The organism is Proteinivorax tanatarense (assembly GCF_040267685.1).
In the GTDB taxonomy this organism is placed as follows: Bacteria; Bacillota; Proteinivoracia; order Proteinivoracales; family Proteinivoracaceae; genus Proteinivorax; species Proteinivorax tanatarense.
This window is the reverse complement of record NZ_CP158367.1, coordinates 2,547,147-2,561,272: the sequence shown is the minus strand read 5'-3', so window position 1 is coordinate 2,561,272 and position 14,126 is coordinate 2,547,147. Positions and strand designations below refer to the sequence as shown.

Here is a 14,126-nt window from a genome sequence, read left to right as displayed (position 1 = left end):
TTAATAGTCTTTTAGACATACATCTTGTAGGTTATTTTGGTGAGTTATACTATGAGTCTATAATCGGTATTAATAAGCTTTTATTTGATATGTTCCCCCATATGCTGGGGTTAAAAATCGCCTTCTGACATCAATGCTATCAACTCAAGCCATGTAGAGTGCGTGATGTTGATAGAGAAAATTTAAAGCATAGGAAAGGGGGCAGGCAAGCCAGTGTAAGCAGCAGAAAGGAACTCCCCCGCAGAGGTAGGGTTGACCTTGAGTGTCAACCCGTCAGTATATGGCTACCCATAATATCAGTATAAAGGATGAAATAAAATGAAGAAAACAAGAAACTCCAACAAAAACTACAACAACAAAAAAAGAGGACACAAACCCTCCTTAAAAAAAGAAACAATAGAAGCCAACTGTATAGACTATGATTCAGAAGGAAAAGGCATCATATCTTACAACAATCAACAGATACCCATCCCCAACCTTCTAAAAGGTGAAACTGCAAAAATTGAAATTATTAAAAAAGGGAAATTCATCATAGGAAAGATTTTAAAGGTTATAAAACCGTCCCCCAAAAGAATTAAAGCCAAATGCAAACACTATGAAAAATGTGGAGGATGTCAGCTCCAGCACATATCATATGACGATCAAGCCCAGCTAAAACAGAGTTTGGTAGAAAGATTAATGAACCCTTTGGCAAAGCAAACCTTATCATTAAGATGGACAACCCCTATGACTATCGCAACAAAATACACGCTACATACTCCTACAAAAACAAAGAGATAGTATCGGGTTTTTACGAAGAGCAAAGTCACAGAGTAATCCCTGTTGAAAGGTGCCTCATTCAAAGCAGCAAGGCAGATGAGATAAACAAAACCATAAGAGAACTTATGAAATCCTTTAAATTGAAAGCTTATGACGAAGAAAGAGACACAGGACTTATAAGACACGTGCTAGTTAAAGTAGGATTTGCCACAAAGGAAGTAATGGTAGTACTAGTTACAATAGGCCCCATGTTTCCATCAAAAAATAACTTTATAAAAGCACTCCGTAAAAAGCACCCTGAAATAACAACAATCATCCAAAACATAAACAGCAAAAGAACCAGCATGGTGTTAGGAAACAGAGAAAAAGTCCTTTACGGCAAAGGAACCATAAAGGACACATTATGCGGATACACCTTTAATATATCATCAAAATCCTTCTACCAAGTAAACCCCACCCAAACAGAAAAACTATACGGTAAAGCAATAGAAATGGCAGACTTTAAAGGAAACGAAGTGGTCATGGATGCTTACTCCGGCATCGGAACAATAGGAATAATCCTAAGCGAGAAAGTAAAATCCGTAATAGGAGTAGAGCTTAACAAAGATGCAGTAAAAGACTCAATAAAAAATGCCAAACTAAACAAAGTCCAAAACGCTCGCTTTTACGAGGGAGATGCCGGAGAATTTATGCTCCACATGAAAGAAGAAGGGCAAAAACTAGACGTAGTAGTAATGGATCCACCAAGAAGTGGCAGCGACGAAAGGTTTCTATCGTCACTAGTAAAAATAAGCCCCAAAAAGGTAATATACATATCCTGCAATCCCATAACCCAAGCAAGAGATATTAAGTTTTTAATTAAGCATGGATATAAGGTAAAAGAAATACAACCAGTAGATATGTTTCCTCATACTTTACATGTAGAAAACATCTGTCTACTGACTAAGGATGATTAAAGAAGAACCTACCCAAAATTTTGGGTAGGTTCTTTAATTGGTTTATTTCCATATATTGAAACATCAAAGTCCTAACTCCTTTTTTCTACTCAACTATCGAAATAAAGGCCTTCCTTAGCATACGTGGTCGATGGTAGGGTTTGCTTTTATGAAGTTACGGTGGTTAAAATAACGGCCTATCTTTATGTCCTAAAATTATGAAAAAAACTAATGCCATTACCGAGATGACGGTATATTCAGAGAGGAAACGACCTCTATAAATATGCTATGGATACTATAGGAGGAATGAAGAAATGGAGTGGATAAAAGCAATAATAGAAAAACACACAAAAGAAGATGGTACTGTAGATATGGATAAAGCAACGAAAGAAATTCCCCTTGTATATCACTTGGTAGGGGCGACTCTGTTATCTTTGAATAGATAGCAACAAAAGCATGCAGTTTTCTTAGGTCCTGTCATACTAATCATGTCAACTTTTAATCTGTACACAGTTTAGAGTGATGTCCTGTGGAAAATCAGAAAATATTTTTTTATGACATGATGTTGTCAAAAGTTTATATTTATAATATTCTCAGAATAAGGCAGGAAAAGATTTCATCGTGTAGAACTACTTTAATTAACTTCTAATTTGTTCCAACTGAAAAGAGGGGATAAAAAAGAGGATTCTCAGTTTTTTGGACACAATTTCGGAAGGAAGGAAGGGGGTCCAATTTCGGAAGGAAGGAAGGGGGTCAGGCTTTTGATATTTCAATACTTTTCACCCACCCAACTTATAAGCCTGCTCCTTTTCTTATTCTTTTCATACTGAACAAGGTTTTTTAAACGGCTTATTCCCTATATTGAAATATCAAAAGCCTGACCCCAATGTTTTATATATCAAAAGCCTGACCCCAATGTTTTATATAAGGAGTGATTAAGATGATAAAATGCTATGTTTCGAAATACAATAGTCTTTGTTTTGGTGCATCATCAGCGGTTGAGGCAGCATATGAACATTTAAGTGATTCCTTGTTTTTATATGGAGATGTAATTAATAATCCAGTTATAACTGCGGATTTGTGCTCTAAGGGAGCTAAAATAGTAAATGACATTACTAAAATGAAAGATACACGAAATTCAAAGTTACTTATAAGAGCTCATGGAGTTCCCAAAAAAACAATTGATTATTTAGAAGATAATAATGTAAATTACATTGACAAAACATGTCCAAAGGTGAAAAAAATACATAAAATAGTAAAAGATGCTTCATCTAAAGGTCTTGATATTATTATTGTAGGAGATCCAAATCATCCAGAAGTTGTTGGTATAAAAGGTTGGGCTAAAACAAATGTAATTACAATAAAAGATATGATTTCTGCAAAAGAAAAAGTTCCTTACAGTAATGTTAGTTCTACAGGTGTTTGTATGGTTGTGCAAACAACTTATAATAAGATGGCATATGACGAGATTCAAAAGTATTGTTTAACTTTGTTACCATTTGTAGAGTGTCATGATACTATCTGTAATGATACTGCGAATAGGCAGATTGAAGTTAGAAATTTAGCGCAACAGGTAGATTGTATTATTGTAATAGGGGGGAAAAAAAGTTCGAATTCTATTAAATTATTTGAAATTGCATCTGAATACTGTAATAAAACTCAACATGTTCAAATAGAGTCAGAAATTGATCTTACGATCATCGAAAATGTATCTTCATTGGCATTAGTTGGCGGAGCATCCACACCAATAGAAAGTATTATCAAATCAATTGAAATATTGAGATCTGCTTGTTATAACAGCGGTATAGAGTTTGAATTAATAAGACAGACTTAAAGTATATGTAGTCCAAAACTGGAATTTGAATGTAAAAAGTTGATGAGTTTACTTTTGGAGGGTGTTTCTTAAGGAGGCATATATTTTTGTCCAAACGTTGAAAACTATATTTTACTAAAAGTGTTTGGTCTGTTTGGAAACATACATACATGTTCAGGATGAAGGAAGAATATATTCTTTTGTTAGCTATATAGAAATAAAAAATTGATTTGAAGCAGTTTTAATTAGTATATTATTGTACATAGTTGGAGGGAGAAGTTATTATTTGCATTACTGGTGAATCTAGAAGTGGAAAAAGTGAAATTGCAAATTACTTAATAAAAAAGGATACAATCAAATTACAGAATATACCACACGAGAGAAAAGGTATGAGGGAGAACCAGGGTATGTTTTTATTGATTTGAATAATCCGGATGACAATAAAATCTATCAAGATATGCTATCAGACACGCTTGAAGGGTTGACTTTTAAAGACTATTTTGATGAAAATTGGTATTGGTCTACAAGAGATTTTCATCATTTTATAAAGAAGCTTGACAAAACATACGGGATGTTCAGGCTTTGATATTCTGATTCTCAACGTTTTCTTCCGTTTCTTTTATCAAAATGGCTACGTCTTTACCCAACTTATCTTCTGCATTTATCCCTGAAACTGCGGGAGGTGAAATGTTTAGTTTTTTACACAACTCATTATTACTTGCATTAGTATAACGTAAACTTAATGTACATAAATAGGCTTTTTAGTCTTTTTACTTATATCGTCTTTTCTCACCCCCGGCCTTCTCACAAACAACATTAATAATACTATAGATGTCTGCATCCGCATCATTGATAGTGATAACTACTTCTTCTTATAGGTCTTGTAGTTTTGAGTAAACTTTCTTTTCATCAAGCAAGTATCTATCAACTTTTATACTCCGTTCTAGTTTAGGGTACTTTAAAAGGAGAATCAGAATATCAGAAGCCTGCCCCGGCTTTTGCTTGTTCTTACATCTTTAACTTATATGCATGTTGTTCTATGGATATTTATGTCACCTCTTTGTTGAAACTGGCCAAACACCTTTATTTTAGACTATGCAAGGAATCCAGCAGAGCTATACTCAGTTTTATAAAAAATATTACACGCCCAATTCAACTCAAAGTCAACTGGACACTAAGTGACCCTTTTACTAAAGTAAATATTAGCCAAAACTATCCCTTTTAATTTGTTGGCGTTGTCAATTCAACACATGTAGAAAACATCTGTCTACTGACTAAGGATGATTAAAGAAGAACCTACCCAAAATTTTGGGTAGGTTCTTTAATTGGTTTATTTCCCTGTATTGAAATATCAAAGGTCTGATCCCAAAGCTCCACTAGACCCCTTTTTTCCTATACTTTCTTAGGTCCTATCATAATCATGTCAACTTTTAATCTGTACACAGTTTAGAGTGATGTCCTGTGTAAAAAAATATATTTTTGTGACATGTGTTGTTAAAAGTTTATATTATAATATTCTCAGAATAAGGCAGGAAAAGATTTCCTTGTGTAGGATTACTTTAATTAACTTCTAATTTGTTCCAAATAGGTAATTGCAAAATGCGTTAATTAAAAAAGAATGTAATATAATAGGTTATTACAATAGAAGTAAGGGGGTCAGGCTTTTGATATTTCAATACTTTTCACCCACCCAACTTATAAGCCTGCTCCTTTTCTTATTCTTTTCATACTGAACAAGGTTTTTTAAACGGCTTATTCCCTATATTGAAATATCAAAAGCCTGACCCCAATGTTTTATACTTTCAGGCTTTGATAGAGAGCGTAAGAATTTGCGTGTAATTGGATAAACTTACCACTAAAGGAGATGGTCCAATTATGCAAAGTAAAAACAAAGAGTTAGCTAAAAGGTTAGCGAGAGAATGTAATAGTGTTGAAGAGGTTCAGGAAAGTTTAAAAGACTTGTTTAAAGACACACTGCAAGAAGTTTTTGAAGCAGAAATGGATGAACACTTAGGTTATGAGAAACATTCACCTGTTGGTGATCATTCTGGAAATAGCAGAAACGGATACAGCAAAAAGACGGTTAAAACAAAATGTGGCGAATCAGAATTGAATATCCCTAGGGATCGTAGCTATGTGTTATTCACCAAGTTAGAAATTCTTTAAAGTATGTGGCACATAAAGAAAGAAAAGTACTAACCAAGGACTTAAAGAAAGTTTATCAAGCTTTAACCTTAAATGAAGCTGAATATGCTTTTGAAGAATTCAAGGAAAAGTGGGGTAAAAAACATCCCATAATTATAAAATCATGGGAGAAAAATTGGGATGAACTAACTGCCTACTTTAAGTATCCTAACGAGATTCGTAAGCTAAAATATACTACTAACACCATAGAAGTCTATCATAGACAACTTAGAAAAGTTACTAAAACTAAAACTTCGTACCCTAATGATGAGGCATTAGAAAAAATTATATATTTAGCTACTATGGATATTTCTAAAAAGTGGACTCAGCCACTTAGATTTTGGAGACAGTGCATTTCACAACTGGCAATATATTTTGATGACAGACTTGACTCAGAATTAGCGATATAAGCAGCTGGGCTATCGCCCAGGAGTTTAACGCTTTGTTCTCCCGAAGATAAAAAAAGATAAAGAGAGAAAGCCTCCCTTTATCTTCGGCAGAAACTTACTAGGCGCTCAGGTTACTCTTCAGTAGTGCCTTATCCTCCTAGTAAGTAAGAGCTATGAATATTTTACCCACGCATAGGAAAAATATAGCTGATAAAACTCTAGATATTCTGAAACAGTAAAAATCCAATTACTCAAAATTATTTATACTCCCTTACGAATGTTTTATTGACTTAACTTTTTGTGGCAGGTCTGATAACTACTTTTCCATGTCCCTATTCCATTCGTTTAAATTATCTACTTCTCCATCATACCCATCATGTGAACTTGAATGGTCTCCAAAGTAACCTGTGGAAGTTTTTACATTTGTTGCATCTGCAGCTATAAAAGAAGAACCTCCAGTTCCGCATCTAGCTATGCGTATATCCCTGCTGCTTTACTTGACGAATATGCTCGTTCTTTTGGTCTCCCTGATTGTACTTAGGGTTTTTAATAATGAGTTCCATCCTAATTTGCCTTAACACAGCTCCGTTTAATTCTCTGCCATCTACTCGTATTTCTTTGCCAATTTTTACTTCAATCATTTTCCCTTCCTTAAAATTCGCCCCCGTTTTACCCGAGAGCATAAAACTAGACGCCTCAATTAAGAGACGTCTAGTTTTTCTTTTTTTCATAAGTTGCTCAGCTGGGGCTACTTCTTTTGGTAGCTGATGTGAAACAGTTTTTTTAGCGGCTTTGCCCGATGTTATAACACAAAAAAGCACTGTAATGGTAGAAAAGTTAGCAACTTCTCACCTCTTTACAGTGCTTTTTTTACCTTTACTTGAAGTTAGGGTTAAGTTCCCACATCTATTACTATTATTAATCTAAATAGTCGATAAACACAGTTGACTCATCATAAACAGGATCTTCTAGAGGGAAGTCATAAACTGTGCTAACATCCATCCAAGCTTCGTTTACAAAATTATCATTAGTTTGATTGTATTCATATCCAGATATGATGTCAAATAGCTCCTGTGTCCGTGAACCTATCCCTCCAATTGAATAGTTAATTTCTAACATATCTGAAGGCGGCCAATTAACAATGTTGGTGTCAAGATTTATACCGAAGTCAAAAGTGGTGCTTATACCCCAGGGGTATGAAATTGTGTACTCTTGTATATTAGTGCTGTCTTTTGGATAATAGCCAAGGATTGGCGTTTCTATGTCTAAAGCAGGATAAAGCCTTGTATTCACTTCCTCAATATAATTAAAACCCCCAGTACTTTCAATCTCTACTTCTAGTTCATTTTGAGCTTGATAAATTCCATCAATAGGGTTTGTGATCGGTTGTAATATACTTTGTCTAGTATAAGCTGTAAAGTGGTCAGTATATATATGGTTTGATCTTTGTGGTACAGCGTTTTCCCATTCTATGCCTCCTGAAAGGCTATATTTCTCTGAGGAATTAGGCTCTAACACTTTGCCAGCTATATGCTTTGATGAGTTTTTAAAGGCGTTCTCTATCCCTTTTTGATAGTCTTTTCCAACGGATATATTAGTTAATGCCGGTCCTCTTTGGGTTCTATAAACTATAGCTCCAACTCTTTTAGGAATAACCACATTTTTCTCTTTTTCTATATCTTGTTGTCTTTTAGCTTGCACTTGCTCTATTTTTGACTGAGATGCAGCAATTTTTGTGGTGTCTATACCTAAGATATCTGCTCCTTGTTTTATGTGTTCCTTGCTTGTCAGTATTATATAGTGTCCATTTCGATACAATGCTTCTATTTCATCACTAAATTGGTTTAAACTTGTAATACTTTCATCAATTACAATATTTAAACCATAGCTATCCTCAATTTCTAAGGCGTCAATGTTATCCTTTGAAAATTTGACAAGCTCATGGTCTTTTTGCTTGTTTTCTGCGGATGATAAGCAGTTTGTCACAGACATAGTTCCTACAACAAATAACAAACATAAAGCAAAACAAATCATTTTTTTTAACATATCCATTCCTCTTTTAAGTTTTTAAAAAACAAAATCCTTACTATAACTTACGAATTACACCCCCCTTTTAAAACACCTTCTATATGGATAATAGTATTCCTTTATTTTATTCTTCAAATTTTAATAATTTTAAAACTTGGAAGGGGGGGCAGGCTTTGATATTCTGATTCTCAACGTTTCTTCCGTTTCTTTTATCAAAATGGCTACGTCTTTACCCAACTTATCTTCTGCATTTATCCCTGAAACTGCGGGAGGTGAAATGTTTAGTTTTTTACACAACTCATTATTACTTGCATTAGTATAACGTAAACTTAATGTACATAAATAGGCTTTTTAGTCTTTTTACTTATATCGTCTTTTCTCACCCCTGGCCTTCTCACAAACAACATTAATAATACTGTAGATGTCTGCATCCGCATCATTGATAGTGATAACTACTTCTTCTTGTAGGTCTTGTAGTTTTGAGTAAACTTTCTTTTCATCAAGCAAGTATCTATCAACTTTTATACTCCGTTCTAGTTTAGAGTACTTTAAAAGGAGAATCAGAATATCAGAAGCCTGCCCCGGTTTTTGCTTGTTCTTACATCTTTAACCTATATGCATGTTGTTCTATGGATATTTATGTCACCTCTTTGTTGAAACTGGCCAAACATCTTTATTTTAGACTATGCAGGGAATCCAGCAGAGCTATACTCAGTTTTATAAAAAATATAACACGCCCAATTCAACTCAAAGTCAACTGGACACTAAGTGACCCTTTTACTAAAGTAAATATTAGCCAAAACTATCCCTTTTAATTTGTTGACGTTGTCAATTCAACACATGTAGAAAACGTCTGTCTACTGACTAAGGATGATTAAAGAACCTACCCAAAATTTTGGGTAGGTTCTTTAATTGGTTTATTTCCCTGTATTGAAATATCAAAGGCCTGATCCCAAAGCGCCACTAGACCCCTTTTTTCCTATACTTTCTTAGGTTCTATCATAATCATGTCAACTTTTAATCTGTACACAGTTTAGAGTGATGTCCTGCGTAAAAAAATATATTTTTGTGACATGATGTTGCCAAAAGTTTATATTATAATATTCTCAGAATAAGGCAGGAAAAGATTTCCTTGTGTAGAATTACTTTAATTAACTTCTAATTTGTCCAAAGAAAGGGGGGGATAAAAAAAGAGAATTCTCAGCTTATTGGACACAATTTCGTGATTGTGACTTAGACTTACATAGAATTACATGGATTTATCTCAGATAACCGTCCGTAAAACTTCCGCCTTAAAATAGATAAAAAAATCGACAACAGATGTTGATAACGGATGCTAATGTCCTGATTCACTCAACTAACAATCAGTGTGAGAAGGACGAAAACTCCCACTGACTGAAGTTTCCGTTTTATCTCCTTTAGGTTTAGTGTCGTAGCTTCATCATTGCATTTATTTTCTATACGACAACTATCCTAACACATAGGGGTTAGCTTAAAATTGAATCACGTTACAAATTTAAGTAATTATCAAGCTTATATGTTATCTATAAAAAGTTATAAAAATAATGAGGTGATCTTATACCAACTGTTAATCCGTATTTATGGGCGAAGAAGAGTGAAAAGTATGGAAGATATTTCTGGTTGCCTTTAAACCAACACCTAGAAGATACCCTTCGTGTCTCTGAAAGGCTATGGGAGTTGTGGCTAAACAACGGGCAACGACAGCTTATTATCGACTCATTAAGTGAACCAAGTGAAGCAATCGCTAAGCAACTTGTTCAATTTTTGGCAGCCGTACACGATTGTGGCAAGAATAGTGTCGCTTTTCAAATTAAAAAAGGCTTCCCTTATGAATTGGATCTTCGACTATTAGAACGGTTAGAAAAAGGAGGCTTTATTGGAATTTCTCGGTTTTGTCTTCCCTCCTCAAAGGAGAGTCCGCATGCTCTTGCAGGACAAGCTATGCTGTCTTGGCGTGGGTTTGGTGATGACATTGGAACAATTATTGGGGCGCATCATGGTAAACCGGTTGATTATAAAAAACAATATGAAAATCAATCAGCTTATACAGAAAATTACTTCCAAGAGGAATCATCAAATAAAAATATTTACCAAAAATGGAAAAGCTCACAAGATGATTTGATTCAATGGGCACTTGAGGCATCAGGGTTTTTAAGTCCAGAAGACTTACCTAAAGTGTCTCAATCGGGTCAAGCCATCTTATCAGGACTTCTGATTATGGCAGATTGGATTGCAAGTAATGAAGAATACTTTCCCCTTATTGAAATTGATGACATGGAAGTAGAGGACCAAGAAACTAGGTTTTTAAATGGTTGGAAAAAATGGTTTAAAAGCTATCAATGGGAAGCGAACTATTACTCCGATCCTAAGGAGCTATACGCTAAGCGCTTTCGTTTTGATGAGCCTCGCAATGTGCAACAATCCTTATCAGATGTGATTGAGCAATCGGATGATCCTGGAATCTATGTTTTGGAGGCCCCAATGGGAATTGGGAAAACTGAAGCGGCACTGGTTGGAGTAGAGCAGTTAGCGAGAAAAACTGGTCGCAGTGGGCTTTTTTTTGGCTTACCCACGCAAGCAACATCTAACGGCATCTTCCCAAGAATAAATGTATGGTTGAAAAGCATTCAAGAAGAACTTGGCGATAATTTGCCCATTCGCTTAGCACATGGAAAAGCGGCATTAAATGAAGAGTTCACTAGTTTGGCAAGAAATATAAATATAGATGCTGAAGAAAATGGCAGTGTTTTCGTAAATGAGTGGTTTTCAGGGAGAAAAACAACAGCTTTAGATGATTTTGTAGTAGGGACAGTTGACCAATTCTTGTTGCTTGCTTTAAAACAAAAACATTTATCTTTAAGACACCTAGGTTTTTCCAAAAAGATAGTGGTTATTGATGAAGTTCATTCCTACGATGTGTATATGGGGCAGTATTTACAGAGGGCATTACAGTGGATGGGAGCTTATGGCGTACCCGTTATCGTCTTATCTGCTACATTAGCTGCTGATATGAGAAAAAAGTTAATTGATAGTTATATCCGGGGGAAAGGAAGTAGAGTAAATAAAAATCAAAATCAAGAAAAAGTATTTCAAACGGATGCATACCCTTTGATTACGTATACGGACGGCGATCAAGTCAAACAGGTCTTAGATTTTGAAAAAACCGAAAACCAAGTAGTGACAGTGGAAAAAGTTGCTGAGGAAGATTTCTATCAATTAATTGATGCTCTAAGTGAGCATAATGGAATTATTGGGATTATCGTCAATACCGTAAAGAGAGCGCAAAAATTGGCTAAATACTGTGTTGCTAAGTATGGTGATGATAAAGTTGAATTGTTGCATTCGAATTTTATTGCGCAAGACCGAGTGAAAAAAGAAAATAATCTTATAAATATGATTGGAAAAGGAGCAGAACGTCCGAAGCAAAAGATTATTATAGGTACTCAAGTAATTGAGCAGTCCTTAGATATAGACTTTGATGTTTTAATCAGTGACCTTGCACCAATGGATCTTTTACTCCAACGCGTTGGGAGACTTCACCGTCATAAAATTATTCGCCCGACATACCACGAAAAACCCTGTTTATATATAATAGGGGCTAGTGAACAATTAGAATTTGAGGAAGGGGCAAAACATGTATATGGTGGATATTTGTTAGCTCGAACGCAGTATTTTTTAAGTAATTCCTTAATGCTGCCCAATGACATATCTCCTTTGGTACAAAAAGTGTACGGAAGTGGTGAAATAGAGCTTCAAACAGAATTGCAAGACAAATATAACAAGATGAAGCAAGATAGCGAAGATTTGCTTAAAAAGAAAGAGCTGAAAGCTAAAAAATTTAGAATTGATCGCCCTGCTCAAAAAACAAGTCGCAAAAAAACTTTAATTGGATGGTTAAATTTAAGTGTAGCAGATCAAGGGGAGGAGCGCGCTTATGCGCAAGTTCGCGATAGTAATGAAACGATTGAAGTTATTGCTCTTAAGAAAACCGAGAATGGCTATGGGATATTTGGAAAAGGAGTAAACCTATCTAGCCAAATAGATAACCTTGAAACTTCAAAAGAAATTGCTCAGCAGACTCTAAGGTTGCCATATGCTTTAAGCTCTCCCCCAAAAATTGATACAACAATTAAGGATTTAGAAACCGAAAATTTAAGACACCTTAAAGACTGGCAGGATCATTTATGGCTGCGAGGGTCACTTGGAATAGTGTTTGATGAACATAATCAATATCGTTTAAATGGCTATTTGTTAACTTATGATACTAAGTATGGTCTAACTTACGAGAAGGAGTGAGAAAATGGGAAAGTTTAATTTGATTGAAGAACCTTGGATATCTGTTTTGACGGATGAAAAAGGGACTACAAAAGAAGTTTCTCTAATCGATTTATTTGAAAATGCCAATCAATACAAAGATCTAGCCGGTGATTCGCCAACTCAGAACTTTGCTGTTCTTCGAGTGTTATTAGCTATTTTGCATACTGTGTTTTCTAGATTTGATGCAGATGGCCAGCCCTATCATTATTTTAAAATAGATGATCGTTTGCGGCAAATTTCCACTATAGATGAAGAAGATGTAGAAGATTATTCGGAAGATTTATACAGAAATTGGAATCAAATGTGGCAAAACAAAGAATTTGCAGATATCATTTATCAATATTTAAATATTTGGCATGATCGCTTTTATCTGTTTGATGATAAACTTCCATTTTATCAAGTGACAGAAGCAGTCATTGCACCAGATAAAATCAGTAGAAAAAAGGCAAGTTTCGTTTCCGGCAAAACGATAAACCGTTTAGTTTCAGAAAGTGGAAATAAAAATAAAATAGCTTTATTTTCACCTAAGCATAGTTCAAACAAAGAGATATTGACTGCACCTGAAATTGCTCGTTGGTTGGTAACTTATCAGGGATATTCGGGACTGTCAGATAAAGCGATCTTCGGAAAAGAAAAATATAAGTCTTCTAAAGGATGGTTGTTTGATATTGGAGGAGTCTTTTTAAAAGGTAACAATTTATGCGAAACTTTATTATTAAACCTTGTACTTGTCCATCCTAAAAGCGAATACATAGGATATAAACAAAAACCATGTTGGGAATACAGCAGTCAAGATATAGTTGATCGTTCTTTTTCAATTAACAAGGTAAATAATATTGCTGAATTATATACAAATTGGAGCAGAGCAATCTATATTGACCCTGAAACAGATATAAGCAAAGCTTTTTCTTTTAATACTGTAAAGTTGACAGATATTGACCACCAGGATCAGTTTTTAGAACCGATGACCATTTGGCGCTACAATAAAAGTGGCGAAAACAAGGGCAAACATACACCAAGAAAACATCAAGCGGAACAGTCCGTGTGGAGATCTTTTGGGTTAATTACCCTACCGAATTCCTACAAAGAAGATCAAGAGCGTCCAAGCATTATTAATTGGATAGATAATATCAGCGAGAGCATAAATAACTTTGATATGACTATAGAATCTGTCAGCATGAAACATGATGGAAAGCCAATATCCTGGCTGCCTGTAGATGAAATTTACGACTCTTTAAAGATCAATGACTTAGTATTAACGGATTCAGCAGATGATGGCTGGTTAATACGAATTAATGAAGCGGTTGACCGTACAAAAGAGGTTATTGGGGGGACTTATCGAAGGTTTTTGGTAGATGTTCGAAATATTAGAAAGCTTGATTCAAATCATCAGTTTGTTAATAGGGGGGTGGAAGATTTATACTATGCAATTGATCAACCGTTTAGGGAATGGCTCTCTTCAATAAAGCCGACTGATTCTAAAAGAGAGAAAATTTCTCAATGGTACAATTCTCTAGATAAAATAGTGGATAACCACGCGGAAAAGGTTTTGGAAAATGCAACATACAGAGATTATATAGGCATAAAATCTGAAGATCAAGAAAATAAGGGGGCAAATATTATTACAGCATACAATAAATTTAAATATTTTCTAAATAAACAATAGAAGAAAAGGAGGAT

The 14,126-nt window shown here is 34.9% G+C and carries 10 protein-coding genes and 1 pseudogene; 8 read left to right on the top strand and 3 right to left on the bottom strand.

Features of this window, described 5'->3' with window-relative positions; all coding sequences use genetic code 11:
• The first annotated feature begins 318 nt into the window (after positions 1-318).
• The 5 genes from PRVXT_RS12530 (at position 319) to PRVXT_RS12510 (ending at position 3,932) form a co-directional block, all read left to right on the top strand.
• On the top strand, positions 319-780 hold the full coding sequence (locus PRVXT_RS12530) for a hypothetical protein (protein ID WP_350343202.1): 462 nt from the start codon (positions 319-321) through the stop codon (positions 778-780).
• A complete protein-coding gene (gene rlmD, locus PRVXT_RS12525) occupies positions 714-1,715 on the top strand; it encodes a 23S rRNA (uracil(1939)-C(5))-methyltransferase RlmD (RefSeq protein ID WP_350343201.1) in 1,002 nt (333 codons plus the stop codon). Before PRVXT_RS12530 ends, rlmD begins: the two co-directional genes overlap by 67 nt.
• 293 nt (positions 1,716-2,008) lie before the next feature.
• Positions 2,009-2,140 carry a hypothetical protein gene (locus PRVXT_RS12520; protein WP_350343200.1) on the top strand — a complete coding sequence of 44 codons (132 nt, stop codon included), beginning with the start codon at positions 2,009-2,011 and terminating at the stop codon, positions 2,138-2,140.
• A 494-nt stretch (positions 2,141-2,634) separates the two neighbouring features.
• Positions 2,635-3,528 (top strand): 4-hydroxy-3-methylbut-2-enyl diphosphate reductase, encoded by an 894-nt coding sequence (gene ispH, locus PRVXT_RS12515; RefSeq protein WP_350343199.1) that lies wholly within the window; start codon positions 2,635-2,637, stop codon positions 3,526-3,528.
• 245 nt (positions 3,529-3,773) lie between these two features.
• Positions 3,774-3,932 (top strand): hypothetical protein, encoded by a 159-nt coding sequence (locus tag PRVXT_RS12510; RefSeq protein ID WP_350343198.1) that lies wholly within the window; start codon positions 3,774-3,776, stop codon positions 3,930-3,932.
• Positions 3,933-4,082: 150 nt separating this feature from the next.
• Here PRVXT_RS12510 and PRVXT_RS12505 read toward each other — a convergent pair whose 3' ends face one another.
• A complete protein-coding gene (locus PRVXT_RS12505) occupies positions 4,083-4,214 on the bottom strand; it encodes a hypothetical protein (protein WP_350343197.1) in 132 nt (43 codons plus the stop codon).
• Positions 4,215-5,382: 1,168 nt separating this feature from the next.
• Between PRVXT_RS12505 and PRVXT_RS12500 the strand changes: the two are divergent.
• Positions 5,383-6,101: pseudogene (locus PRVXT_RS12500) on the top strand (transposase).
• 446 nt (positions 6,102-6,547) lie between these two features.
• Here the strand turns inward: PRVXT_RS12500 and PRVXT_RS12495 are convergent.
• Positions 6,548-6,901 (bottom strand): hypothetical protein, encoded by a 354-nt coding sequence (locus PRVXT_RS12495; RefSeq protein WP_350343196.1) that lies wholly within the window; start codon positions 6,899-6,901, stop codon positions 6,548-6,550.
• A gap of 97 nt (positions 6,902-6,998) precedes the next feature.
• Complete coding sequence (locus PRVXT_RS12490; protein WP_350343195.1) at positions 6,999-8,126, bottom strand: hypothetical protein; 1,128 nt, start codon at positions 8,124-8,126, stop codon at positions 6,999-7,001.
• A gap of 1,560 nt (positions 8,127-9,686) precedes the next feature.
• Here PRVXT_RS12490 and cas3 point away from each other — a divergent pair.
• Both cas3 and PRVXT_RS12480 read left to right on the top strand, forming a co-directional pair.
• The gene (gene cas3 / locus PRVXT_RS12485) at positions 9,687-12,425 is read left to right on the top strand and encodes a CRISPR-associated helicase Cas3' (RefSeq protein WP_350345163.1); all 2,739 of its coding nucleotides are present in this window, start codon (positions 9,687-9,689) and stop codon (positions 12,423-12,425) included.
• 4 nt (positions 12,426-12,429) lie between these two features.
• Positions 12,430-14,112, top strand: a complete 1,683-nt coding sequence (locus tag PRVXT_RS12480; RefSeq protein WP_350343194.1) for a type I-E CRISPR-associated protein Cse1/CasA — start codon at positions 12,430-12,432, stop codon at positions 14,110-14,112.
• Positions 14,113-14,126 lie beyond the last annotated feature (14 nt).